The organism is Streptomyces typhae (assembly GCF_009755605.1).
In the GTDB taxonomy this organism is placed as follows: domain Bacteria; phylum Actinomycetota; class Actinomycetes; order Streptomycetales; family Streptomycetaceae; genus Streptomyces; species Streptomyces typhae.
Map to the genome: position 1 here is coordinate 203,914 of NZ_WPNZ01000009.1, position 24,870 is coordinate 228,783.

Annotated in this window: 22 protein-coding genes and 2 tRNA genes; 17 read left to right on the forward strand and 7 right to left on the reverse strand. The window is 71.0% G+C overall.

Annotated elements, in window-relative coordinates:
• Window positions 1–23 precede the first annotated feature (23 nt).
• The 7 genes from GPA10_RS18195 to GPA10_RS18230 all read left to right on the forward strand — a co-directional run bounded on the left by GPA10_RS18195 (window position 24) and on the right by GPA10_RS18230 (window position 12,339).
• A complete protein-coding gene (locus GPA10_RS18195; protein WP_058850233.1) occupies window positions 24–1,556 on the forward strand; it encodes a DUF7059 domain-containing protein in 1,533 nt (510 codons plus the stop codon).
• A gap of 256 nt (window positions 1,557–1,812) precedes the next feature.
• On the forward strand, window positions 1,813–2,010 hold the full coding sequence (locus tag GPA10_RS18200) for a hypothetical protein (RefSeq protein WP_058850234.1): 198 nt from the start codon (window positions 1,813–1,815) through the stop codon (window positions 2,008–2,010).
• 450 nt (window positions 2,011–2,460) lie between these two features.
• Window positions 2,461–5,337: a type I DNA topoisomerase gene (topA, locus tag GPA10_RS18205; protein WP_157166419.1), complete on the forward strand. Its 2,877-nt coding sequence runs from the start codon at window positions 2,461–2,463 to the stop codon at window positions 5,335–5,337.
• Between the two features lie 132 nt (window positions 5,338–5,469).
• Window positions 5,470–8,946 carry a dTMP kinase gene (tmk, locus tag GPA10_RS18210; RefSeq protein WP_157166420.1) on the forward strand — a complete coding sequence of 1,159 codons (3,477 nt, stop codon included), beginning with the start codon at window positions 5,470–5,472 and terminating at the stop codon, window positions 8,944–8,946.
• A 126-nt stretch (window positions 8,947–9,072) separates the two neighbouring features.
• Window positions 9,073–10,278 carry a DNA polymerase III subunit delta' gene (locus tag GPA10_RS18215; RefSeq protein ID WP_058850237.1) on the forward strand — a complete coding sequence of 402 codons (1,206 nt, stop codon included), beginning with the start codon at window positions 9,073–9,075 and terminating at the stop codon, window positions 10,276–10,278.
• Between the two features lie 125 nt (window positions 10,279–10,403).
• Complete coding sequence (locus GPA10_RS18225) at window positions 10,404–12,134, forward strand: alpha/beta hydrolase (RefSeq protein ID WP_246259363.1); 1,731 nt, start codon at window positions 10,404–10,406, stop codon at window positions 12,132–12,134.
• 131 nt (window positions 12,135–12,265) lie between these two features.
• Window positions 12,266–12,339: transfer RNA gene (locus GPA10_RS18230), tRNA-Thr, on the forward strand.
• An 89-nt stretch (window positions 12,340–12,428) separates the two neighbouring features.
• On the opposite strand, the gene GPA10_RS18235 is transcribed toward GPA10_RS18230, so the two are convergent.
• Together GPA10_RS18235 and GPA10_RS18240 are read right to left on the reverse strand one after the other, a co-directional pair.
• Window positions 12,429–13,625, reverse strand: coding sequence for a tyrosine-type recombinase/integrase (locus GPA10_RS18235; protein WP_157166421.1), 1,197 nt, complete (start codon window positions 13,623–13,625; stop codon window positions 12,429–12,431).
• Complete coding sequence (locus GPA10_RS18240) at window positions 13,606–14,097, reverse strand: helix-turn-helix domain-containing protein (protein ID WP_157166422.1); 492 nt, start codon at window positions 14,095–14,097, stop codon at window positions 13,606–13,608. The genes GPA10_RS18235 and GPA10_RS18240 overlap by 20 nt, the downstream gene beginning before the upstream one ends.
• Before the next feature lie 144 nt (window positions 14,098–14,241).
• Between GPA10_RS18240 and GPA10_RS18245 the strand changes: the two genes are divergently transcribed.
• From GPA10_RS18245 to GPA10_RS18275, 7 genes are all read left to right on the forward strand, one after another.
• Window positions 14,242–14,448 carry a helix-turn-helix transcriptional regulator gene (locus GPA10_RS18245; RefSeq protein WP_343041052.1) on the forward strand — a complete coding sequence of 69 codons (207 nt, stop codon included), beginning with the start codon at window positions 14,242–14,244 and terminating at the stop codon, window positions 14,446–14,448.
• Window positions 14,445–15,380, forward strand: coding sequence for a bifunctional DNA primase/polymerase (locus GPA10_RS18250; protein WP_157166423.1), 936 nt, complete (start codon window positions 14,445–14,447; stop codon window positions 15,378–15,380). Before GPA10_RS18245 ends, GPA10_RS18250 begins: the two co-directional genes overlap by 4 nt.
• Window positions 15,377–16,852, forward strand: coding sequence for a DNA primase family protein (locus tag GPA10_RS18255; protein WP_246259365.1), 1,476 nt, complete (start codon window positions 15,377–15,379; stop codon window positions 16,850–16,852). The genes GPA10_RS18250 and GPA10_RS18255 overlap by 4 nt, the downstream gene beginning before the upstream one ends.
• A gap of 157 nt (window positions 16,853–17,009) precedes the next feature.
• Window positions 17,010–17,189 (forward strand): hypothetical protein, encoded by a 180-nt coding sequence (locus GPA10_RS18260; protein WP_157166424.1) that lies wholly within the window; start codon window positions 17,010–17,012, stop codon window positions 17,187–17,189.
• Window positions 17,190–17,209: 20 nt separating this feature from the next.
• Window positions 17,210–17,485 carry a hypothetical protein gene (locus GPA10_RS18265; protein ID WP_157166425.1) on the forward strand — a complete coding sequence of 92 codons (276 nt, stop codon included), beginning with the start codon at window positions 17,210–17,212 and terminating at the stop codon, window positions 17,483–17,485.
• A gap of 2 nt (window positions 17,486–17,487) precedes the next feature.
• Window positions 17,488–18,150 (forward strand): hypothetical protein, encoded by a 663-nt coding sequence (locus tag GPA10_RS18270; RefSeq protein WP_157166426.1) that lies wholly within the window; start codon window positions 17,488–17,490, stop codon window positions 18,148–18,150.
• A gap of 146 nt (window positions 18,151–18,296) precedes the next feature.
• Window positions 18,297–18,674, forward strand: a complete 378-nt coding sequence (locus GPA10_RS18275; RefSeq protein WP_246259367.1) for a phage terminase small subunit — start codon at window positions 18,297–18,299, stop codon at window positions 18,672–18,674.
• A 781-nt stretch (window positions 18,675–19,455) separates the two neighbouring features.
• On the opposite strand, the gene GPA10_RS18280 is transcribed toward GPA10_RS18275, so the two are convergent.
• Entirely contained in the window at window positions 19,456–19,686 is a 231-nt protein-coding gene (locus GPA10_RS18280) for a winged helix-turn-helix domain-containing protein (protein ID WP_157166427.1), read from the reverse strand.
• Window positions 19,687–19,850: 164 nt separating this feature from the next.
• Between GPA10_RS18280 and GPA10_RS18285 the strand changes: the two genes are divergently transcribed.
• Window positions 19,851–20,042, forward strand: a complete 192-nt coding sequence (locus GPA10_RS18285) for a hypothetical protein (RefSeq protein WP_157166428.1) — start codon at window positions 19,851–19,853, stop codon at window positions 20,040–20,042.
• Between the two features lie 407 nt (window positions 20,043–20,449).
• On the opposite strand, the gene GPA10_RS43715 is transcribed toward GPA10_RS18285, so the two are convergent.
• The 3 genes from GPA10_RS43715 to GPA10_RS18300 are packed head-to-tail and all read right to left on the reverse strand — an operon-like array spanning window position 20,450 to window position 22,157.
• Window positions 20,450–21,148, reverse strand: coding sequence for an HNH endonuclease (locus tag GPA10_RS43715; protein WP_343041053.1), 699 nt, complete (start codon window positions 21,146–21,148; stop codon window positions 20,450–20,452).
• Entirely contained in the window at window positions 21,145–21,768 is a 624-nt protein-coding gene (locus GPA10_RS18295) for a DUF6907 domain-containing protein (protein ID WP_157166429.1), read from the reverse strand. The genes GPA10_RS43715 and GPA10_RS18295 overlap by 4 nt, the downstream gene beginning before the upstream one ends.
• Window positions 21,765–22,157, reverse strand: a complete 393-nt coding sequence (locus GPA10_RS18300; protein ID WP_157166430.1) for an RNA polymerase sigma factor — start codon at window positions 22,155–22,157, stop codon at window positions 21,765–21,767. Before GPA10_RS18300 ends, GPA10_RS18295 begins: the two co-directional genes overlap by 4 nt.
• A 181-nt stretch (window positions 22,158–22,338) precedes the next feature.
• Here GPA10_RS18300 and GPA10_RS18305 point away from each other — a divergent pair.
• Together GPA10_RS18305 and GPA10_RS18310 are read left to right on the forward strand one after the other, a co-directional pair.
• Window positions 22,339–22,410: transfer RNA gene (locus GPA10_RS18305), tRNA-Ser, on the forward strand.
• Between the two features lie 668 nt (window positions 22,411–23,078).
• Window positions 23,079–23,219: a hypothetical protein gene (locus GPA10_RS18310; RefSeq protein ID WP_157166431.1), complete on the forward strand. Its 141-nt coding sequence runs from the start codon at window positions 23,079–23,081 to the stop codon at window positions 23,217–23,219.
• A 399-nt stretch (window positions 23,220–23,618) separates the two neighbouring features.
• Here the strand turns inward: GPA10_RS18310 and bagY are convergent, their stop codons facing one another.
• Window positions 23,619–24,710 carry a LuxR family transcriptional regulator BagY/FevT gene (gene bagY / locus GPA10_RS18315; protein ID WP_157166432.1) on the reverse strand — a complete coding sequence of 364 codons (1,092 nt, stop codon included), beginning with the start codon at window positions 24,708–24,710 and terminating at the stop codon, window positions 23,619–23,621.
• Window positions 24,711–24,870: the final 160 nt, after the last annotated feature.

Here is a 24,870-nt window from a genome sequence, read left to right on the forward strand (position 1 = left end):
GGTGCCGGGGTCACAATTGGAGGGTGAGTAACGCCAGCATCCCCCCGCCCCTGCCCTCGCCCGACCACGCCGATGCGACCGCACGGCTGCGGGCGGCCTTCCTCGCCGCCGACTTCACCGCCGACGGGCTGCTCGACCTGCTCGGGGCGCCCGCCTACGCGGCGCTCGCCCGCAGCGAGACGGTGCCCGCCCTCCGGGCCACCCGGGGTGACGGGGCGCTCGCGTCGCTCGTACGGCTCTTCCTGTTGCAGGAAACCGTGCCCCACGCGCGCGTGGCCGACGTTCTGCCGGTCGACGCCCTCCTGGAGAGCGGTTGGCTCACCGCCGGTACCGGTACCGGCGGTGACGGGCTCAGGGCGACCGCCGACGTGCGGCCCTACGGCGGGCCGGACGGCGAGGACTGGTTCATCGTGTCCGACCTGGGGTGCGCGGTCGGCGGCGCCGGGGGCATCGGCAGCCGGGACGAGGGCGTCGTGCTCGGCGTCGGCGGCGCGTCCACCACACTGTCCGGGATCACCGTACGCACACCCGTCGCGAGCGCCCTCGACATCGGCACCGGATCCGGCATCCAGGCCCTGCACGCCTCCCGGCACGCCACCCGCGTCACCGCCACCGACCTCAACCCCCGTGCCCTGCACTGCACCCGGCTCACCCTCGCGCTGTCCGGCGTGCCGGAGGCGGACCTGCGGCAGGGCTCCCTGTACGAGCCGGTGGGCGACGCCACGTACGACCTGATCGTGTCCAACCCGCCGTTCGTCATCTCCCCCGGCGCCCGGCTGACGTACCGGGACGGCGGGATGGGCGGGGACGATCTGTGCCGCTCGATCGTTCAGGAGGCGGGGGCACGGCTGAACGAAGGGGGGTACGCGCAGTTCCTCGCCAACTGGCAGCACGTGGAAGGAGAGGAGTGGACCGAGCGGCTCCGCTCCTGGGTGCCGCGCGACTGCGACGCGTGGATCGTGCAGCGCGAGGTGCAGGACATCACGCAGTACACCGAGCTGTGGCTCAGGGACGCCGGTGACCACCGCACCGACCCCGCCGAGTACGCGGCGCGGTACGACGCGTGGCTCGACGAGTTCGAGGCCCGCAAGACCCGGGGCGTCGGCTTCGGCTGGATCACCCTGCGCAGGACCGGTGCGGCCGACCCGTCCGTGACCGTCGAGGAGTGGCCGCACCCTGTCGAGCAGCCGCTCGGCGAGACGGTGCGGGCGTTCTTCGAGCGGCAGGACTATCTGCGGGCGAACGACGACGCCGCGCTGCTCGCCGCGCACTTCGCGCTCGCCGCCGAAGTGGTGCAGGAGCAGGTCGGCCTGCCGGGGGCCGAGGACCCCGAGCACGTCGTGCTGCGCCAGCACCGCGGCATGCGGCGGGCCACCCAGGTGGACACCGTGGGCGCGGGCTTCGCCGGCGTGTGCGACGGCTCGCTGAGCGCAGGCCGGATCCTGGATGCCATCGCCCAGCTCATGGGCGAGGACCCGGTCCTGCTGCGCGACCGCACCCCGGCCCAGATCCGGCTCCTGGTGGAGCAGGGGTTCCTGGAGCCGGTGGGGCAGTAGGGGTTGGTGGGGCGCCGGAGCTTGGCAGGGCGGCATGGGGCTGACGAGGTCCGCGGCCGGGCCCGCCCCCGACGGTCGGTCGCGCCCCCAAGGGGGGAGAAATCGGCCCCTCCTGGAGAGAAACCAGCCATTGTGGGTTTTGCCCGCCGCCCCCCGTTCACCCGGATTTCGCGCTTCCGCCGTCCGGCCGTGCCAGCCTCCCCAGCCGGGGTACCCGACGGGGGGCCGCGCACGGACGGCACGGGAGGCCAAGGGCATGGAGAGCGGACCAGCGATCTTCGCCGGCACGGTGTTCGCGCTGTTCGGAGCCGGACTGCTGCTCTGGACGGGTACCCGCGTCGCGCACAGAGCCCCCGTCGCCCACGGAGTGCACTCCGGGGCGGCGGCCACCCTCGCGACCCTGGCCGGTTCCGGCGCCCTGGCCCTGGCGGTGTGGTGCTTCACACGGCTGTGAGGCTCGGCGCGGGGGCAGTACAAAAGGTGTAGCAGTACAAAAGGTGCAGCGGACCCGCGAGGGTCGCCCCCGGGCGTGGCGGAGCCTGCCCAGGGCATGTCAGGGCCCGTCCCGGGGCACGTCACAGCCCGTCCGGCGATTGCGGACGAGCGCGCGGCGCGACATGCGGCACGCTGAGCCGACGGTACGGAAACGGTACGGAAAAGAGTCCCGCGCCCACGCCGCACAAGGCCCCGGGGCCAGCCCAGGCGGCAGGAATGGCGGTAGTCGGGTTACCGTTCGAGTGGCCGTTGCGGGCTTTTCCCGTTTGACACGGGGGCGGGATGTACCGTCACACTCCGCAGCGTCAGCGCAACGCGAGCGCAGTCACGACGCCCCACCAGGGCGTCGGCCGCACTGCCGAAGCACCGCAGCACTGCCACCGAGCGTCGACCGGAGAGAAGAGCGAAGTTGTCCCCGACCAGCGAGACCGCACAGGGCGGCCGCCGACTCGTCATCGTCGAGTCGCCTGCCAAGGCGAAGACGATCAAGGGCTATCTCGGCCCCGGATACGTAGTCGAGGCGAGCGTCGGGCACATCCGTGACCTTCCCAACGGCGCCGCGGAGGTCCCCGAGAAGTACACGGGCGAGGTCCGCCGCCTCGGCGTGGACGTCGAGCACGACTTCCAGCCGATCTACGTCGTCAACGCGGACAAGAAGGCCCAGGTCAAGAAGCTCAAGGACCTCCTGAAGGAGTCCGACGAACTCTTTCTCGCCACCGATGAGGACCGCGAGGGCGAAGCCATCGCGTGGCACCTCCTCGAGGTCCTGAAGCCCAAGGTCCCGGTCAAGCGCATGGTGTTCCACGAGATCACCAAGGACGCCATCCAGGGCGCCGTGCGCAACCCGCGCGAGCTCAACAAGCGCATGGTCGACGCCCAGGAGACCCGCCGCATCCTGGACCGCCTGTACGGCTACGAAGTCTCGCCGGTGCTGTGGAAGAAGGTCATGCCGAGGCTCTCGGCGGGCCGTGTGCAGTCCGTGGCGACCCGGCTTGTCGTCGAGCGCGAGCGCGAGCGCATCGCCTTCCGCTCCGCCGAGTACTGGGACCTCACCGGCACCTTCGGCACCGGCCGCCCCGGTGACCCCAGCGACCCCTCGCAGCTCGTCGCCCGTCTCACCACGGTCGACGGCAAGCGCGTCGCACAGGGCCGCGACTTCGACTCCGTCGGGCAACTGAAGAGCCAGAACACGCTGCATCTGGACGAGGCCAACGCCCGCGCGCTCGCCGCCGCCCTGGAGAACACCGACTTCTCCGTACGCTCGGTCGAGTCCAAGCCGTACCGCCGCTCGCCGTACGCGCCGTTCCGTACGACGACGATGCAGCAGGAGGCCTCGCGCAAGCTGGGCTTCGGCGCCAAGGCGACCATGCAGGTGGCCCAGAAGCTGTACGAGAACGGCTTCATCACGTACATGCGTACGGACTCCACGACCCTGTCGGACACGGCGGTGGCCGCGGCCCGCGCGCAGGTCACCCAGCTCTACGGCAGCGACTACCTGCCCGAGCGCCCCCGCACGTACGCCGGGAAGGTCAAGAACGCGCAGGAGGCGCACGAGGCGATCCGGCCCTCGGGCGACCGCTTCCGCACGCCCGCCGAGACCGGCCTGAGCGGAGACCAGTTCCGGCTCTACGAGCTGATCTGGAAGCGGACCGTCGCCTCCCAGATGAAGGACGCGACCGGCAACTCGGTCACTGTCAAGATCGGCGGCCGGGCCGCCGACGGCCGTGACGCCGAGTTCAGCGCGTCCGGCAAGACCATCACCTTCCACGGCTTCCTCAAGGCCTACGTGGAGGGCGCCGACGACCCGAACGCGGAGCTCGACGACCGCGAGCGCAGGCTGCCGCAGGTCGCCGAGGGCGACGCGCTGACCGCCGAGGAGATGTCGGTCGACGGTCACGCGACCAAGCCGCCGGCCCGCTACACCGAGGCCTCGCTGGTCAAGGAGCTCGAAGAGCGCGAGATCGGCCGCCCGTCGACGTACGCGTCGATCATCGGCACCATCCTCGACCGCGGGTACGTCTTCAAGAAGGGCACGGCCCTCGTGCCGTCCTTCCTCTCCTTCGCCGTGGTCAACCTCCTGGAGAAGCACTTCGGGCGGCTCGTCGACTACGACTTCACCGCCAGGATGGAGGACGACCTCGACCGCATCGCGCGGGGCGAGGCGCAGGCCGTGCCGTGGCTGCGGCGGTTCTACTTCGGCGAGGGCGAGGTCTCCGGAGGCGCCGCCGACGCCGGGAACGGCGACGGTGACCACCTCGGCGGCCTCAAGGAACTGGTCACCGACCTGGGCGCCATCGACGCCCGCGAGGTGTCGTCCTTCCCCGTGGCCGACGGCATCGTGCTCCGTGTCGGGCGCTACGGCCCCTACATCGAGCGCGGTGAGCGCGACACGGACGGCCACCAGCGCGCCGACATCCCCGACGACCTGGCGCCGGACGAGCTCACCGTCGAGTACGCGGAGGAACTGCTCGCCAAGCCCAGCGGCGACTTCGCGCTCGGCACGGACCCCGAGTCCGGCCGCGAGATCATCGCCAAGGACGGCCGGTACGGCCCGTACGTCACCGAGGTGCTGCCCGAGGGCACCCCGAAGACCGGCAAGAACGCGGTCAAGCCGCGCACCGCCTCGCTCTTCAAGACGATGTCCCTGGACACGGTGACCCTTGCGGACGCCCTGAAGCTGATGTCGCTGCCGCGAGTCGTCGGCACGGACGCCGAAGGCGTGGAGATCACCGCGCAGAACGGCCGCTACGGCCCGTATCTGAAGAAGGGCACCGACTCGCGCTCCCTGGAGACCGAGGAACAGCTCTTCACCATCACGCTCGACGAGGCTCTGGAGATCTACTCCAAGCCGAAGCAGCGCGGTCGCGCCGCCGCCAAGCCGCCCCTGAAGGAGCTCGGCGAGGACCCGGTCAGCGCGAAGCCCGTCGTCGTCAAGGACGGCCGCTTCGGCCCGTACGTGACGGACGGGGAGACCAACGCGACGCTGCGGTCCGGCGACAGCGTCGAGGAGATCACCCCGGAGCGCGGCTTCGAGCTGCTCGCCGAGAAGCGGGCCAAGGGCCCTGCCAAGAAGACCGCCAAGAAGGCGGCGAAGAAGGCACCCGCCAAGAAGGCACCGGCGAAGAAGACGGCGGCAACCGCTGCCAAGAAGACCGCGGCCAAGAAAACGACCGCCAAGAAGACGACGGCTTCCACCGCGGCCAAGAAGACCACCGCCAAGAAGACCACCGCCAAGAAGGCGACGGCTTCGAAGGCGACGGCTTCGCAGGCGGCGGCCGAGGACTGAGGCAGGGTTCCCGGCTGCGGTCGGGGCCGAGTGTGTGATCCGCCGCGTCGGGCCCGGGAACGGGTTCGGCGCGGCGGGCGTATGTTCGGGCGGCCCCCACGGGGAAGCGGAGCGGCCGGATAGGCTGGACGGATGACGCGTGCAGAGCAGCCAACCGCCACGTCCCTGGGCCACGACAACGCCTTGCTCGCAGACTCCCGCGAGCGTGCCGTGCGCTCCTTGCTGCGCGTACCGAACCTGAAGAGGTTGTGGAGCGCGCATCTCGTCGGCAGCGTCGGTGACGCCCTGGCGCTGCTCGTCCTGGTGATGCTCGCGCTGCAAGCGGCCATCTCCGAGGGCGCGTTCGGCAACGGCTACCGCGGGGTCGCCATCGCCGTGACCGCCGTCTTCGGAGCGCGCGTTCTCGCCACCCTCCTCTTTGGAGCGGTGCTGCTCGGCCCGCTGACCTCCCTCACGTCGCCCGACGGCCCCCTGGACCGCCGCTGGACCATGGTGGGCGCGGACGGTGTGCGCGCCGCGCTGCTGATCTGCGCGCCCCTGTGGATCGACTGGACGCCGGACAACGCGCTCGCCGTGCTACTCGTCACCTCCTTCGTGGCGGGCGTCGCCGAGCGCTTCTGGACGGTCGCCCGGGAGAGCGCGGCCCCCGCGCTGCTGCCCGCACCGCCCCTGGAGGGCGCCACCGTGCGCCCGCTGCCCGACCACATGGACGCGCTGCGGCGGCTCTCGCTGCGCACCGGGTTCGTGGCGCTGCCGATCGCCGCCGTCGTGCTCGTCGCGATCAGCCTCGTCGGCATCCTGCTCGGCTCCGGCATCGACTGGTTCGAACAGCACCAGGCCGGACTCCCGGCGTTCCTCGCGGCCGGACTGTTCGCCGCGTCCCTGTCGATCGTGTACGCCATCGAGCTTCCCGGCCGGAACACGCCCCGCGCGCGCAGTCCCCTGGAGGGCCTGCGCAGGCCGCGTACCGGCAGCGGCACCGACAAGGGCCGCACCGGCGCCATCCCGCTGCTCGTGGCCGCCTGTGCCGCCGTCGCCGCGGCGATCGCCGCGGCCGTCGCGGTCTCCGTGCTGCACGCCAAGGACCTGCAGGGCGGACCCGTCACGTACGGCCTGTTCGTGTTCGCGCTGACCGGCGGCACCGTCGCGGGCATCCGCACGGCGCCCGCCCTGCTGACGTCGCTGTCGCGCCGCCGACTGCTCGCGCTCGCCATCACCGTCACCGGTGTCGCGCTGCTCGCCGCCGGGCTCGTGCCCGACGTGACGACGGTCCTGCTGATCCTGGCGCTCGCCGGCGTGGCCGCGGGTGTCGCCGCCAACGTCGGGCACGCCCTCCTCGACCAGGAGGTCGAGGACTACCGCAGGACCCGCACCACCGAGCACCTCCAGGCCGTCGTACGGCTCTGCGCGGCGCTCACCGCGCTCGTCGCGCCGCTGCTCGCCGCCGTCATCGGCCCGCACCGGATGGTCAACGGCAAGTTCGTCTTCGACCACGGCGGCGCGTCCTTCACGCTGATGCTGGTCGGCGCGCTGCTCCTGCCCGTGGCCGCGCTCGTCCTCGCCAAGGCCGACGACCGGCAGGGCGTGCCGCTGCGGCACGACCTGCGGGACGCCCTGCGCGGCGGCGACGACCCGGTGCAGACGCCCGCCGCCACCGGCTTCTTCATCGCTCTGGAGGGCGGTGACGGCGCCGGGAAGTCCACGCAGGCCGAGGCGCTCGCGGAGTGGATCCGCGCCAAGGGCCACGAAGTCGTCGTCACGCGCGAGCCGGGCGCCACGCCCGTCGGCAAGCGGCTGCGGTCGATCCTGCTGGACGTGTCGTCGGCCGGACTCTCGCATCGCGCCGAGGCGCTTCTGTACGCCGCCGACCGCGCGGAGCACGTCGACACCGTCGTACGGCCCGCCCTCGCGCGCGGCGCCGTGGTGATCTCCGACCGGTACATCGACTCGTCCGTCGCCTACCAGGGCGCGGGCCGCGACCTGTCGCCGACCGAGGTCGCCCGCATCAACCGGTGGGCCACCGGCGGCCTGGTCCCGCACCTCACGGTCCTGCTCGACGTGGCCCCCGAGGCCGCCCGCGAGCGGTTCACCGAGGCGCCCGACCGCCTGGAGTCCGAGCCCGCCGAGTTCCACGCGCGCGTGCGCTCCGGTTTCCTCACGCTGGCCGCCGCCGACCCCGGGCGCTACCTGGTCGTCGACGGCACCCAGGAGCCGGAGGCCGTCACCACGGTCGTCCGGCACCGCCTCGATGTCGTCCTGCCCCTCTCCGAAGCCGAGGTGAAGGCCCAGGAGGAGGCACGCAGGGCGGCCGAGGAGGAAGCGCGCCGGCGCGCGGAGGAGGAGGCCGCGCGCAAGGCCGAGGAGGAGCGCCTGGAGCGTGAGCGCCAGGAGCAGCTTGCCAAGCTCCGCGCCGAGGAGGAGGAGCGCAAGCGGCGCGAGCTGGAGGAGGCCCAGCGCCGCGAGGCTGAGCGCCAGGCCGAGGAGGCCCGGCTGCGCGCCGAGGAGGCCCGCCGCAAGGCCGAGGAGGAGCGTGCCCGGGTCCTCGCCGAGGAGCAGGCCCGCGCCGCCGAGGAGGAGCGGCGCCGCCGCGCGGCCGAGGAGGAGGCCCGGCTGCGCGCCGAGGCCGAGGCGCGACGCCTGGAGAAGCAGCGCAGGGCGGAGGAGGCACTGCGGCGGGCCGAAGAGGCTCGGCTGCTGGCGGAGTCGGCTGCGGCGGGGGCCGCGAGTGTCACGACCTCCGGGCGGGGTGTTTCGGGCTCGGGTACTTCGGGGGCGGCGGCCTCGGGTACTTCGGGTTCGGGTACTTCGGGTTCGGGTACTTCGGGTTCGGGTGCGGCGGCCTCGGGTGCTTCGGGTTCGGCGGCCTCGGGTGGTCCGGCTTCTGGTGGGGCCGAGGCGAGGGCTGCTGCCGAGAGCGCGCCCGCATCGGGCGGTGCCGCGGAGGGCGCGGTGGGCGCGGAGGCTGTGGACGAGCCGACTTCGTCCGGCACTTCGCCCGACATGTCACCCGGTACCTCGCCCGACAACGAGACGACCCTGAACACGCCGATCGTGACGCCGCCGCACGTCCCGGGTGCCGCGGACGAGACGGCGGTGCTGCCGCAGGTTCCGGGTGCCGTCGACGAGACGGCCGTGCTGCCGCAGGTCACCGAGGAGCGCGCGGCGGAGCGGACCGCGGAGCTGCCGCAGGCGACGGTGGCCGGGGCGGCCGACGAGACCGCGGTGCTGCCTGCCGTGGGGGACGGGCCCGCCGATGGCACTGGTGCTGGTCCCGGGTCCGGTGCAGGCGCCGGCGGTGCCGGCGCGTACGGGGCCCGGCGTCCGGCGGCGCCGGAACGTACCGAGAGCGCGGCGGACAAGGTGCCGCCGGGGTACTTCCGCGACGAGCGGCCGGAGCCGGGACCCGACGACCGTACGCGGGAACTGCCCCAGGTCGACGAGGAGGGCAGGCCGCGGCGGCCGCGCTCCGACTGGGCGGAGGAGACGCCGCTGGACGACCTGCCGTCCCTGGCGGACGAACTGCTGGGCTCGCACGGCCAGGACGACCAGGACGGCGAGGCGGACGAGGGCAGGGGCGGCCGAGGCAGGGGCCGGGGCCGCGGGCGCTGAGGCCGGTCTGCGCGGCGTCGGAGCGTGACGCCTGCTCAGCGCCGGTGTGGACGGCGTTGTCAGTGGGGTGCCCCACAATGAATCCCGACAGTGCGAACAGGGTGAGCAGGGCGAAGGCGGTGACCCATGCCGGTGTGGGACGACCTGGTGGGCCAGGAGAAGGTGAGCGCGCAGCTCGGCGCCGCCGCCCGTGACGCCGATGCCCTGGTCACCGCGGTCGAGGCGGCGGGCCCGCTGCCCGAGTCGTCGAAGATGACGCACGCCTGGCTGTTCACGGGCCCGCCCGGCTCCGGCCGGGCCGACGCGGCCCGAGCCTTCGCCGCGGCGTTGCAGTGCGTGAGCCCGGACCGCGCGCTCGGCGGTGAGCCCGGCTGCGGCTTCTGCGACGGCTGCCACACGAGCCTGATCGGCACGCACGCGGACGTGGAGATCGTCCGTACGGACCTGCTGTCGATCGGCGTCAAGGAGACCAGGGAACTGGTCCGCCGCGCCCAGCTCTCCCCGGCGGGCGGCCGCTGGCAGGTCATCGTCCTGGAGGACGCGGACCGCCTCACGGAGGGCGCGGGCAACGTCCTCCTGAAGGCGGTGGAGGAGCCGGCTCCCCGTACGGTCTGGTTGCTCTGCGCGCCCTCCCTGGAGGACGTGCTGCCCACGATCCGCTCGCGCTGCCGCCATCTGACGCTGCGCACGCCGTCGGTGGACGCCGTCGCCGACATGCTCGTGCGGCGCGACGGCATCGAGCCGCCCGCCGCAGCGGCCGCCGCCCGCGCCACCCAGGGGCACATCGACCGCGCCCGGCGGCTCGCGACCGACGAGCGCGCGCGGGAGCGCAGAGCCGCCGTGCTCAAGCTGCCGCTGCGCGTGGAGGAGATCGGCGGCTGCCTGAAGGCCGCGCAGGAGCTGATCGACACGGCGGCGGAGGAGGCCAAGCAGGTCGCCGAGGACGTGGACGTCAAGGAGACCGAGGACCTGAAGGCGGCGCTCGGCGCGGCCCAGGGCGGCAGGATGCCCCGGGGCACGGCGGGGGCGATGAAGGAGCTCGAGGACAAGCAGAAACGCCGCAGAACGCGCACGCAGCGCGACAGCCTGGACCTCGCGCTCATCGACCTGACGGGCGTCTACCGCGACGTCCTGGCCCTGCAGTTGGGCTCCCGCGTCCCGCTCGCCAACACGGAGGTGCAGGACATGCTGGAGCGCCTGGCGCGGGGTACGTCGCCGGAGTCGACGCTGCGCCGCATAGAGGCGATCGGCGCGTGCCGCACGGCGCTGGACCGCAATGTGGCGCCGCTGCTGGCGGTGGAGGCGATGACGGTGGCGCTGAGAGCGGGCTGACCGGGGTCGCCGCGCCGGGCTCCCGGGGCTCCCAGGACGCAGGGCTGACGGGTTGACGCATTGACGAAGTCACCCATACGGGTACGCAAAGCGATCCTACAACTCCATAGAGTTAGTCTCGCGATATGGAAACCTCCCTCCCCCGAGTTCACCCCCGGGCTCACGCCCCCGCTCGACGGCTTCGGCGGGGCTGTCTGGTCCTGCTGGCGGCGGGTCTGCTCATCTCCGGCTGCTCGTCGGCGAGTTCGTCGTCGGACGTGGCGATGGCCGAGCTGCCCCGCGCCACCCCGAAGGAACTCACGTCGTACTACGGCCAGAAGCTGCGGTGGCGCGAGTGCGGCGTACCCGGCTTCGAGTGCGCGACGATGAAGGCGCCTCTGCACTACGACAAGCCGGACGCGGGCGACGTGAAACTGGCGGTGTCGCGGAAGCGGGCGACGGGGAAGCCGCGGGGCGGCGAGGCGGAGAGGGCCGGGGCGAAGGGCGAAAGTGCCGCGAGGGAGCGGCGTGCCGCCGACACCAGAGGGGTGGCGGACGCGAAGGGCGGCCCCGGGCGGGGTGCCGGCCGCGACCGTGAGGCCGGGGGCGGCAGGCTCGGCTCGCTCCTGGTGAACCCCGGAGGTCCGGGCGGCTCGGCGATCGGCTACCTCCAGGCGTACGCGGCGCTCGGCTACCCGGAAGCGGTCCGGGCCCGGTACGACATGGTGGCGATCGACCCGCGCGGAGTCGCCCGCAGCGAGCCGGTCACGTGCATGGACGACCGGCGGATGGACACGTACACGCAGACGGACATCACGCCCGACGACCGGCGTGAGACCGATCGGCTCGCCACGACGTACAAGAGGTTCGCGAAGGGCTGTGAGCAGCGGTCGGGGAAGGTGCTCGGGCATGTCTCGACGGTGGAGTCCGCGCGGGACATGGACATCCTGCGGGCGGCGCTCGGCGACGAGAGGCTGACGTACGTCGGGGCTTCGTACGGCACGTTCCTGGGCGCGACGTACGCCGGTCTGTTCCCCGACCGGGTGGGGCGGCTCGTCCTCGACGGCGCCATGGATCCCTCCCTCACCTCGCGCGAGATGAACCGAGACCAGACGGAGGGCTTCGAGACGGCGTTCCAGTCGTTCGCGCGGGACTGTGTGCGGGAGCGGGACTGTCCGCTCGGGAGGAAGAGCGCGGCGGACGCGGGCAACCGCCTGAAGAAGTTCTTCGCGACCCTGGACCGGACACCGGTCCCGGCGGGCGACACCGGGCCGGGCGGCGGTGGCCGCGAGCTCGGTGAGGCGCTGGCCACGACGGGGGTGATCGCGGCGATGTACGACGAGGCGGCCTGGCCGGAGCTGCGCGACGCGCTGACGTCCGCGATGAAGGACAAGGACGGTTCGGCCCTGCTGGCCCTCTCCGACAGCTACTACGAGCGGGACGGCGACGGAAAGTACTCGAACCTGATGTTCGCCAACGCCGCCGTGAACTGCCTCGACCTGCCGCCGTCCTTCTCCTCGCCGGACGAGGTGCGCAAGTCGCTGCCCGACTTCGAGAAGGCGTCCCCGGTCTTCGGCGAGGGCCTGGCCTGGTCGGCCCTGAACTGCACGTACTGGCCGGTGAAGGCCACCGGCAAGCCGCAGCGCATCGAGGCGAAGGGCGCCGCCCCGATCATCGTGACCGGCACGACCCGCGACCCCGCCACCCCCTACCGCTGGGCCCAGGCCCTCGCCTCCCAGCTCTCCTCGGGCCGCCTCCTCACCTACGAGGGCGACGGCCACACCGCCTACGGCCGCGGCAGCGACTGCGTCGACGAGACGATCAACACGTACCTCCTGGAGGGCCGCGCCCCCAAGACCGACAAACGCTGCAAGTAACCCCAGCTCACACCCCCACCAGCCCCCGCCCTGTCCCCCTGCCCGGCCCACCCGGGGGCTGGTACGGAGCACCCTCCGAAACTGTGTAGACTTGGCGACGTTGCTGACCGCACCATAGGTGCGGACGGCGTGCCGCCTTAGCTCAGATGGCCAGAGCAACGCACTCGTAATGCGTAGGTCTCGGGTTCGAATCCCGAAGGCGGCTCCGCGATGAAACGGCAGGCCACAGGCCGTTTACTCACTGCCCGCCGGGGAGGTCCCCGAGCGGGCAGTACGCATTTTGTACACATGGTTTCAGGTGGTGAGTCGCGCACTCGGTCGTGCGAGTGCGGCCGTGCGGCCAGCGTCGAGTGCGTCGGCCACCTCGTCCAGACGGTCGGGCCAGAGGTGGCCGTAGATGTCGAGCGTCATGGCCGCTGACTTGTGCCCAAGCATGAGCTGAACCACCTTCACGTCTGCTCCGGCCGCGATGGCGAGCGACGCCGCAGTGTGCCGCAGCTTGTGCGGCGTGACGCCCAAGTCCCCGAGGCCGGCCGCCTTCACGGCCGGATCGAAGAACCGGGACCGGAAGTTGGAGTAGCGCAGCGGGCCGCCCTCGGGCGCCGTGAACACCAGGCCCGCCCGCCCGGCCATGGTGGCGAGGGGCGCCACCTCGTCGGCGACCGTGGCCAGGAGCGGCACCGAGCGCTTCTCGTGCGTCTTCACGGGGCCCAGCTCGAGCACACCGGAGACGTCTGAGTACGCCTTGACGATGCGGAGCCGCCGTTGCGGGATAAGGAACCGTTCGCCGGTGGCTCCGATGCCCTCGCCCCACCGGATGCCGGTGTACCCGAGCAGCCGCACGAACGGTTCGTACCGCTCGGACGCCACGCACAGCTCGTGCAGCTGCTCGTGCGATAGGTACACGTGGTCGTCATCGTCGGGCTTCCGGGGCAGTTCGTGGTCGACGGCCGGACTAGCCACGATGCGCCCGGTCTGCACGGCGCGCTTCAGAACCATGGCCAGCACCCGGTAGATCTTGGTGATCCGTGCGGGCCCGAGCGGCTTGCCCCGTTTGCCGGGCGTCTTGATCAGGTGGTCGATCCAGTCGGAGACGTCCTCCCAGCGGATCGCGCCGATCTGCCAGTCCCTCCACTGGGGGAGGACGTACAAGTTCAGGATCTCTTCGTAGTCGTGGCGCGTCTTGCGTGCCTGGCGCCGTAGCGACTTCAGCCACTCCGCTGCGACCACGGCGAACGCTGCCTTGCCCGACTGCGGGTCACGGTAAGAACCCTTGTTGAGCCGGGCCGAGATGGCGTCCCGCTCGGCCTCCGCCTGGGGAAGCTTGCCGAACGTCTTCGCCTTCCCCTTGCCGTCCGGGCCGTACCAGCGAACCCGCCAGCGACCGGGCGCGCGCCGCTTGGAACCCTCCCGCTTCGCCGCCTGCCACCTCTCCAGGGCTTCTTGGTAGTCGGCGTGCTCCGCGCGGTCCTCAATCCACACTCGGGCCATCTTCGGCCGCCTCCAACCGCTGTTGGCTCTGTTTGGTGATCCCGACGGGGCTTGACGCGAGGTGAAAGGCCATGAGCGCGCGGGCCTTCTCGTCCTCGTCCTCGATGCGGTGGTACCCAAGCGGTTCGATGCTCCGGGCCCACTTCCATGCCTCGCGCCCGTCGACCTGCCCGGCCGCGGTGACCTCGGCGGTACCACGGGCATCGTGGGGGAGCAGTAGGGCGACAGGGCTCACCTCCAGCACGACAGCAAGGGCCATCAGGTCGTCAACGTCCACGCGGCGGATGCCGCGGTCCTGGTTTCCGTCCCCGTTCTCGATCTTGTTCAAGGCGTCCGCGCTCAGCGGTCGGCCGCTCTCCCTCAACGCTGCTGACAACGCTCGCAGCGTGAGTCCACGGCTCTCGCGCAGCCGCTTCACGTTCGCGGCGACGGTGCGTCCTGTCGGTCCCACTTCAATGCGTCCTGTCGTCATGATCCGGACGCTATCAGTCGTCATTATCGCGACTAAATGCCGGATCTTGCGGCCCCGGATCATCCCGGGTACGCTCCGCATCATTCCTGACTATCCCGGGATGTTGCAAGCTCTCGTCAAGAAAATCTCGACAGGAGTCCGAGCGTGGCACAGAAACTCATGACCCCCGCAGAGGTGGAAGAGGAGTACGGCATCGCCGTGCAGACCCTCGCCAACTACCGCTGGCAAGGCGTCGGTCCCGCCTACGTGAAGAAGACGCCGGGTCGCAGCGGTCGCATCGTCTACCGACGCGCCGCCATTGAGGCGTGGCTCGACGCACAGACGGTGCAGGCCGGAGGCAAGGCCGCGTGAACGCAAAGAAGAACGCCCCGGGGGCAACCGGGGCGCTCGGTGACCAGCTGAACGGCGAGTCACCCGACAGCGTAACCCTCCAGCCGGACACGTTGGGGCCCCTCGACGGAGCCCTGTGGCTCATCCGCCACGGCTTCCCCGTCTTCCCCTGCGACCACCCCGGGACGCCCCGTTGCACGGGGCTGCACAAGACGTGCGACGGCTCCCGCGGCAAGCACCCGGCCGTCGCCTTCACCCGGGCCTGGACGCTCGACGAAGCCAAGGTGCACGACACCTTCAGCCGCGGACTGCGGAACCCCGCCGTGGCCGTAGGCGCCTGCTCGAGCCCCGACGGCATGCGGCTCCTGGTCGTCGACAGCGACCGGCCCGGAGCCATCGAGGACGTAGCAGGCGCCCGCGGCGAGACGTGGCCGGCCACCATGCGCGTCCGCACCGCGAAGGGCCACCACGACTACCTGTGGGCGCCCGCGGCCCTGCGGCTCGGGAACGGACTCGGCGCCCTGCAAGGCCAGTTCGACGGCGACGTTCGCGCCGGGAACGCCTACGTCATCGGCCCCGGCGCCGTGCACGCCACGGGCGTCCTCTACGAGCTGGACGACCCCGAGCGTCCGCCCGTCCCCGCCCCCAGCTGGCTACTGGACGCGCTCGTCACCAAGCCGACGTTCGCGGCCCGCAGGACGCACTGGCGGGACGCGTCCCACCCAGCGTCCTCGGGCGCCCGGGGCCTGGTCGCGTTCGTCCTCGACAGCCCCCAGGGCTCCCGCAACAACCGTCTGTTCTGGGCCGCGTGCCGCGCCGCCGAGGACGCCCAGGACGGCCGCCAGGACGCCCGGGACGCCCTATTGGAAGCAGCCGTCACGGCAGGGCTCGACGCCCGGGAAGCCGCCGCCACCATCCGATCCGCGTACAACCGCACGGGAGCCACCGCATGACCTTCCCGCCGCCCAGTAACCCCATGGCCGTGGCCCGCGTCCTGCTCCCCGCCTGGACCGCGGACGGCCGCCCCACGCTGCTCCACTGGCGCAATCAGTGGATGGAGTGGCAGGGCACCCACTGGCGGGAGCTGGACCCGGGGGAAGTACGCGCCGTGGCCTACAAGGAACTCGAGCACGCCCAGTACGAGGACGTGACCCCGAAGGGTCCTGAGATCAAGGACTGGGAGCCGAACAAGAAGAAGATCGCGGACCTGATGGAAGCCATGTCGGCCATCCGCATCCTGCCCCCGGCCGTGGACACCCCGGTCTGGACGGACGGCACCGCCCAGACCACGCCCATCGTTGCGTGCACCAACGGGCTGCTCGACGTGGTCACCCGCCAGCTTCGGCCGCTGACCCCGGAGTACTTCAACGTCGTGTCGGTGCCGTTCGACTACGTGCCCGATGCGACGTGCCCCACCTGGGAGTCATTCCTGGGTAAGGCGTGGCCCGATGACCCCGAGTCGGTCGCGGCCCTCCAGGAGTGGTTCGGGTACGTCCTGTCCGGCCGCACCGACCAACAGAAGATCCTCCTGATCGTCGGGCCCACCCGGTCTGGCAAGGGCACCGTGGCGCGCGTTCTCGGGCGGCTCGTCGGCAAGGGCAACGTGGCCGGGCCCACCCTGGCGAGCCTCGCGACGAACTTCGGCCTGTCCCCGCTCCTTGGCAAGCCGCTCGCCGTGATCTCCGACGCGCGCCTGTCCGGCCGCGACGGGCAGCAGGTCGTCGAACGGCTGCTGACGATCTCCGGTGAGGACACCATCGACGTGGACCGGAAGTACCGCCAGCCCTGGACGGGCAAGATCCCCGCCCGCCTGATGGTCCTGTCCAACGAGCTGCCCAACTTCGGGGACTCCTCGGGCGTCATCGCGAAGCGGTTCATCGTTCTGACCATGTCCGTGTCCTGGCTCGGCAAGGAAGACACCACCCTGACGGACAAGCTCACCGCCGAACTGCCCGGCATCCTCAACTGGGCCCTGGACGGCCTCGCGCGCCTGGAGACGAACGGGCGGATCGGCCAGCCCACTTCGTCCGGGGACGCGATCACCACCATGCAGGACACCGCGTCACCGACGTCCGCGTTCGTCCGCGACCGCTGCGAGACCGGCCCGGCCTGCTCCGTCCAGGTCGACGTCCTGTGGGAGATGTGGAAGGACTGGGCCGAGGACGCCGGGGTGAAGCCGGGCAGCAAGGCCATGTTCGGCCGCAACCTGCTCTCCGTCGAGCCGCGCATCCGCCGCGCCAAGCCGCGAATCGACGGCCGCCAGGTGCCCGTGTACGAGGGCATCGGAGTCAAAAGCTACGCCAACAATGGCGATTCGCCCGGCTCACCCGGCTCACCCGGCAACACCGCAGGTCACAGCGTTGACGGCGAAAACGGCCACCCGGCTCACCCCGGCTCAGTGAAACCACTGGTCAGAGGGCTATGAGCCAGGGTGAGCCGGGTGAGCCGGGCGAATCCCCATTGTTGGGCCACCTCAGGCCCCAAACTCCGTGCGCGGACTGCGGCCGCCCGCAGTGGAACGCGGCCGGATCACCTCTCTGCGGTGCCTGCCGCGAAGCCGCCTGAACGAAGGGAACCCACCCATGCCCACCGCCCGCGTCACCCACTGCCCCGCCTGCCGGAAGGAGCGGATCACCCGCTACGTCGGCCGCGCCACCGTCAAGGGCCAGCCGCAAGACCTCGTGCAGTGCCCGGCAGGCGCCTGCGAACTCGTCTGGGCCGTCCGCCCCGACCACACCCCCCGCCGCCTCACCGCGGCATGACCCCCAGAAGGGACCCCACCATGAGCACCGCCCCCCGCTTTCGCCGACAGAAGCCCGTCGAGCAGTACGGCACCCTCGACGTCCGCCAGATGACCCCCGAGGAGATCGTGGCCGCCGACGAGGCCGGGCACCTCGACGCGCTCAACGACGGCGGCGACCCTGACGCCACCGTCGAGCACAAGCCGTCCTGCAAGGGCCCCGACGTCGGCCCCGACGACGAGGGACACCGCAGCATCCGCGCCGGAGACCCCGTCACCTACGTCTGTGCCAACTGCCACGCACGCAAGGAGATCTGACCATGACCCGTATGCCCGCACGCCTCCACCGCGGCGACCACGAATGGGCCAGCTTCCCCGCCGACCACCACATCCCCGCCCCGGCCCTCCAGGCCGTCACCGACTTCATCAACCTGCGCGTGCGCATCGAGGAAGCCGAGGAACAGCGCAGCATGGCCACCCGCAAGCTGTCCGAAGCCACCGTCAAGGACCGGGCGGCCCTCGACGAGCACGTACTCAACGGTGGCTCCGCCTCCACCTTCACCTACGAGAACACCGCCGCCGCCAAGAAGACCATCGTCGACGCCGAGGCGGACCTTGAGGCCTTGAAGCGCGTCATCGGCCCCGCCTACCTCAAGACCGCGAGCACGCTTCAGGACGTGATCCCGCAGGGCAGGCAGCAGGCCGCCGCGCTCATCGAGCAGGCCGGGCAGGCGTACACAGCAGCCATCGACGCTCTCGCCGAGACACGCAGGGCCTACCTCGAGGGAGTCGGCCTCATGCTCTTCTGGGAGTACCTCCACAGCCGCGGGGAGTGCGTGGGCAACGCCGGTTACGGGGACCAGATCAACCTGTCCCGCGGCCCCATCACCCGCGTGGACGCCGAGATCTTCAAGGTGCTGCACTCCGATGCGCAGGCCCACACCAGGCTCCCCGGCCAGCAACAGAGCACCACGACCCTGTGACCCCAACCGGGGCACGTCCGGCAGCGACGTGCCCCGCCCCCGGGGGTGGGGGGTGACCCCCAGGGGCTAGGGGTTCTGGAACGCCGGGGAGGGCTCTGCGGGATCGGTCGACCAATCAACCGCAACGACCACTTGGAGGTGGGCAGATGCCTGCTCAGCGCGACCCGTCCAAGCCGTACAGCCGTGCGCACCGCGGGCAGGGACGCGTCGGCGTTCTCGTCGACCTGCCCTCGTCCGGGTGCACGCTGCCCGTGCCGGACATGCCGCCCGGCCGGGACTGGACGGACGCCGACCGTGCGCGGTGGGAGGAACTGTGGCAGTCCCCTCAGGCGACGATGTGGGACGACACGGCGCGCGGCACGGTGGCGGTGCTGCTCGTCTACGAGGCCGCGGTGCTGGCGGGTGAGGCGTCGGCGTGGCAGGCGCAGGAAGCGCGGTACGCGGGTGAGGCTCTGGGGCTCACGCCGCGCGCGATGGTCCAGCTGGGGTGGCGGATCGTGGACGACGACGGGGAGGCCCGGTGACAACGGCGCGCCGGCGCGCTCGTGCAGCTGCTGCGCGGACGGCGACCGCGGCCGTGCCCGTGTCCCTCGACTGGCGGGCCCCGGCGAACGGCATCGTCCGTTGGCCGCCCGGCCCGGACAACCCGGTTTCGCTCCTCGTCATCTGCGAGGCGCGGCGCAGGGCCCGCGAGGCGCGGGCACAGCGGGGAGCCGAAACCCGAAACTGAGCAGGTCACCCCCGAAGTCGGGGCGAAACCGGTTTCGCCTCGGCCCAACATCGGTTTCGGGTAGGCGTACCCGGCCGTACCCGGGGCGCAGGTACATGTACCTGGTCGCGTAGGTACGCGTACCCCGGTGCTCGGGTACGCGTACCTGGCGGGTGGGGGACCAGTGGATCAGTGACTTTGCACTGAGCGGGTCACTGGCCCGGGTCACTGGCTGCGACCAGCGGGGACGCCCGTTCAGTGGGGCAGTGAGGGGCCTGTCAGACGCACGCCGGGCGGCTCCAGGGCGGGCCGTGCGCGCCTGCTCGTCGCCTCACTCACTGGCCGCCGCGAACTGCCCGGCGGGGAGGCGGCTCTCTCCTGTCCGCTGCCCGCGCTCAGCGGGGGCGGGTAGGCCGGTAGGAAGCGCAGGTCACCGAACGGTCCTACTCGGCTCCTACCTACCGTCCTACCTGTTCGTGTGCATGGGGCAGCTAACCCCTCCCCTCCCCCGCTCGTGCCGCTCACCAGGGCGATGTTGTTGCTGGTCGGGCTCTCGCCGCCAACAGGGCCAGAAGGGGCTCAGAAGGGGATGTGGATCATTCCTGAGGGCCGACGACGAACGTGCCCTTGGCGGGGAGCGTCGCGACCAGGCCGCGCTCACGCAGCTCCCGGACGGCTCGGCGCACGGTGCCGATGCTGACGCCATAGATCTCCGTCATGGCGCGTTCTCCGGGCAGGGCCGCGCCGGGCGCGAGCTTGCCCGACTTGATCTCGGCCGCGATGCGGTCGGCCAGCTTCACGTACTCGTACTGCGGCAGTCCGCTCATGCGATCACGGTTGCGCGGCCCTGTGCGGTAGGCATCTTGGGGACGCGTCCGGACGCGGTGGAACGCACAGGGGTGCAGGGGGACGCAGTTAGGTCTACCGTCTGTCACGAAGCACCCCCGCGGCCGTGACGGGCCCGGGGGCTGGACGACTGGTTGGAGTCGACGTGGACGAGCGTAGCGAACGCGGAAGTAGCGGCAAGGTCTGGCCGAACTGGTGCCACTACCACAAGGGGCCGTCAGCGACGGCCGTCATGGTCGACTTCATCGAGCGGGCATCCGCGGCGCCTGTGGGCCTGTACGCGTGCGCGCCGTGCCGCGAACAGCGCGGCCTGGTGCCTGTCGGCCGGTGCCCATGAGCGGCGCGGCCCCGCCTCCCGTCACGGCTCTCACGCGGGCGCAGCACGACGGATGGGCCTGCTGCTGGTGCGGCAGCCGCCTCGAGCACGACGCCGTGAGCGCGGGAGTGTCCCGCGGCCGTCTGGGGGCGCACGTCCTGGACGTGGAGGTGTACGCCTGCTCAGGCTGCGCCAGGAAGCGGCCTCCGGCGCCTGCTAGGTCTAGCGGCCAGCCCTGCTAGGTCTAGCAGGCGCCCTAGCGGCCGGTACAGCCGTTGACCTGGCGCCTAGCACCTAGCACCACAGACGCAGAACCCCCCGGCGTGGAGAGGCCCGGGGGGTTCTGCTCGTCGGGGGAGGCCGCTAGGGAGGCGGGGACTTCTCCCTGCCCGCCTCCCTCGGCGGCTCCCTCGGGGCGACCTGCGCGTTCAGGCCGTCAGGGAGGCAGGGAGGCATGGCGCGAGCGGGGCCTGGACGCCTCCAGGGGCGCCTCCGGCTTCCCGTGCGGTGCCTCCCTCCCCGGTCGCCCACGCGAGCAGGACGGCGGCCATGGACCACGTGAGCCGGTCCGCCTTGGCCTCGTTGCAGGGCTGGCAGGCCAGCACGAGGTTCGCGGGGAGATTGCAGCCCAGCACGCTGTACGGCACGTAGTGATCGATACTGACACCCTTGAGCTTGTCGAACTCCGTGCGGCAGTAGAAGCAGTGCCGACCGTCCCGCTCGGCGAGGTACAGGCGCGTCTCCCTCCACCCCATCCGTGCATCCTTGCTCTCACCGACGCGCCGGCCAGACTTGTTGGAGCGCCGGGCCCGACCCTCGAGGAGATGGTGCGCCCGCTGTACCCGCGCCGTGAACGACTGCAGGGAGTTCTCCAGGAGGCGGGCGCCCTCGGCGTCGAGCAGGGCCACGTCGTCCATCAGGCTGTCCAGGCCGGGCCCGGCCAAGGCGAGGCGCGGCAGCTGCTCGCCGGGCTCCAGGACGATCCGGGCGTCCAGGGCCAGGCGGCCGTCAGGGAGCCGCAGTTCCCACCCCTCGGTAGCGTGCCCCCAGTCCTCGGGCGGCTCCCCGGTGTGGTCCTCGACGCACCAGGACGGGCAGGCGACGAGCCTCAGTTCACGGGTGTTCACTGAGTCCACCGCCCCTCGTGACCGGCGCGCCGCTCGGCGTCGGCCTCGTGGAGCCTGGTGAGGTGGCTGGACTTCGCCTCGAGGGCGTCGGCATAGCCGCGCAGACGCTCGGCCAGCTGCCGCAGCTCGGCCGGGCCCATGTCCGTCTCGGCGTGCCCACCGAGGAGCGGCCACACCTGCGCCACAGGCGTCTGCGGGCCGCTGCCGAAGGGGGTCTGGGTGATCTCGACGTACAGAACCTCCGCGTCCGTGTCGACGAGCCCCGCCAGATCCAGGCTCGTGGAGCTGCCGGAGTGCGTGAAGTCGGCGAGGAACGTACCGTGCGTCACCTCCTCCTCGTGGTCGATCTCGCACCAGTCGGGGCACGTCACGGTGAGCGTCGCGCCCGGGGTGTCTAGCAGGCGGAGGGTGTGGGTGCGGGGCGCGGTCCGCACCCGGCGCAGCGCTTCGTCTGCCTGGCTGCTGACCTGCGGCGCATCCGCGCGCATCCGGGGCGCATCCGGGGCGGATGCGCGGTCCTCGGCGAGGAACGCGGCGACGGCCGGGAACGCGCAGTCGACGGACCGGCACACGGCCGCCTGCTCGGCGGTCTGGGTCTGAAGCTTCGGGTTGCGGCTCACAGGGCACCCCCGATGTGGGCGGTGCGGAACCCGCTGGAGACGGGGGCGACGGTGCCCGCCGCCGCGGGCGCCATGGCCCGGTTGGCGAACGACCAGTCGGCGGTGTCGACGGCCGTCTCCCGCACGTTCCGGGCGAGCCGGAAATGGTCGGCCACCCGGCGCCGGGCGATGGTGGCGAGCAGGCCCCACGGGGCGCCCTCGACCGGTCGCCCCTGGGCGTAGCGGGTGCGCCACAGGGAGGTGAAGACCTCGGCGGCCAGGTCCTCGGCGAGCTGGCTGTCACGGCGCGGGAGGCGCGCCGCAATGTAGCCCTCGACCTTGAGGAGGTAAGCGGCGTAGAGCTGGGTGAAGCCGTCGTTGTCGACGGCCAGCGGTACGGTGTGGCGCATGGCTGGACTTCCTTGCGTGTGAAGGCGGTCCGGCTCTAGGCCCCGCGGTCGGTGGTAGGACACCGCCCGGGGCCGCCTCCGTTCTCGTACGCATTCCGTACACATGAGAACGGGATAAGCCGGGATAGCAAGGGATCTGACAGGATGTCAAATCCGCAGGTCACCGGCCTGTAAGGGGCCTGCCGCAGGTCACGTATACGCCTTGAAAGATCTCGTAATGCGTAGGTCTCGGGTTCGAATCCCGAAGGCGGCTCCGAGAAAGTCCAGGTCGGTATACCCGACCTGGACTTTTGCGTGTGGGGACACGGTGCGAGCGGAGCGCGATGTTTGCCGCGCTTTCGTGGCGGCCCCGGCGTGCCGCGACTTCGGCGTGCGGTAAACGTAGCGGAACGGTCTTAGTGGTTCATAAGCCATATACGGGCCTTGGATTTACAGGGTGCCTTATCTGTTGGATGTCGCGATTCTAGCGAAATGCGGATGACACTCTTGAGGGTCGATGCACCGTTTCTGTGCGAGGTTCATGGCACTCAGTGCCTAAGCCGCGCTGAACTGCCCATACTGCGGCTGGAGATGCCCGCGAGGTGGGGCGATGGACCTTGGAAAGGCAGGCAGTGCTGAGTAAGTTGCCTTGTCTGCCGCTTTCCTGGCGTTTTGGTGCAAGTGAGGCAAGCGCCACACCGCGAAATTGGGCACGGAGTGACCCGTAGTCTCCGGACCAGTGCTTTCTCTTGATCGACTTCCTATTTGCCTGTTTCGTTTACCGGTAACGCGGCCCACACGGGGTGTAGTCGGCGATATAAGCTGCAATTCCTTCGGAACGATCGTGCTCGACACCAGCTGGGGGCGCGAACGTCTTCACGGAAGCGGGACCGAATCCCGTGTGGCTATCGCTCCGGCAGGCGCGGTAGGAAGGGGACGGTCTTGAAGATCCTCATGGGGAAGATTCGAGATCGTTGGAAGAAGCACGTGGCACCCAAGATCACCGCACCGCGAGTATCGGCAGTCACGGCCGTCGGTCTGTTCGTGTTCGCGGTGGTCGACAGGGTGCCCAAGTGGTTCTGAGTACGAAAGGCCCCAGCCGAGTGATCGGCTAGAGCCTTTCGACAACGGTTCGTGAGGGGCTCCGCTCTGATCCCCCGAGTTCCAGCTCGGGAGGGCGGGGCTCCTCGCGCATATCACCCGTTCGGGTGACCGTGCACCGAAAGCTACCATCGCTAGTAGTTCCTCGGCGAGGGAACAATCCGACCTCATGGAGCCCTCGTGAGGCCCTTCTGGCTATCTGACCTGCGCTTTCCTTCTGACAAAATGGCAACAGTGAATCCACTCACGAGTGTGACGGGCCGAGACTATGTCTACTCGCAGGTCGACAGCGGTCGCGGACATGCATAGTCCCGCACGCACAGCTGCCGAGCCGGGTGCGGAGTGTTGGCTTGAGGTAACCGTCAACCGGGCAGCCGCGGCTCACGCCGGCTGCTGCGGTGGCTCGTCATACTCCGTGAACAGCTTGCCCACCAGCTCGCCGCGGCTCGACACGTTCAGCTTGGCGAAGATGGCCTTGATGTGGTCGCGGACCGTGTGTGGGGACAGGTGGAGTTCCTCGGCTATGCGGCCGGTGGGGAGGCCGCGGGCCACGCGTTGGGTTACTTCCAGTTCGCGTTCGGAGAGTTCGTAGGCCTGGACGATCAGGGGGGTGACCTCGGAGACCGGGGCGCGTTCGATGACCACCGCGGACACGCCGAGTCTGCCGTCCGCCTCGCGGAGGCAGGAGGCGTGGCAGATCAGCCAGTGGCCCGTGCGGCTGCGCATCCGGATGCGCGCCGTCCCGCGCTCGCGCTCCTCCGCTATCGCCCGCGCCCGCATCGCCGTGTTGTGCACCCACAGGGGGATGCGGATGCCCAGGCCCACCACGGCCGTCGGGCCCTCCGGCATCTCCTCCAGGTGGCGCCTCGCCTCGTCGTTCGCCGAGATCAGGGAGCCGTCCGTGCCGAAGAGGAGCAGGCCCGTCCCGGTCAGGTGCTCCGTGGTGCGTTCGGGGCGCTGCTTCGCGTACGAACGGAGCCTGCGGGCGATCGGTGTCGCGAGGCCCTCGATGAAACGGCGCTCCACCGCGCTGAACGGGGGCCTGCCCGCGACCCGGAACAGGCTCACGTACCCGTGCGGCCTGCCGTCCACCCGCAGCACCGCGCGCAGCTCGTCGTGCACCCCGCGCGGCGCGAGGAAACCCTTGTACAGGGTGGAACGGTTCAGCTCGCCGCCCGTGCTCTCCCACAGGGCCGCCACCGGCACCGGCGCCCGCACCAGGTCGCGGAAGAGGTTGATCTTCTCGCCGAACAGTTCGTACTGCCAGTACACGGCGCAGCTGCGGTCGTCGATGTTCTCCGCGACGATCGGCGACGTCATCATGCCCGTGTCCGGGTCCGTCGCACGCCAGACCGCCGCGTCGTACGGCACCGCCGTACGCAGCTGCGCCGCCAGTGTGCTGAACAGGGTCTGCGCGGACTCGGCGCGGCCGACACGTGAGATGAGTTCCTCGCGACCGTTCACAGTGGACATGCTCCGGAGCTCCGTTCCGGGGTCGCCTTCGGATGTCCGAGCCGCCACCGTTCTCCCGCACGCGTGCACGATCCCACGCCTGCGACAGCCTCAGTTTCAGCTCGGAACCTAGGCTCACGGTACGCCATCCGGCCATCCATGGCTGTGTTCGTCGCCACCA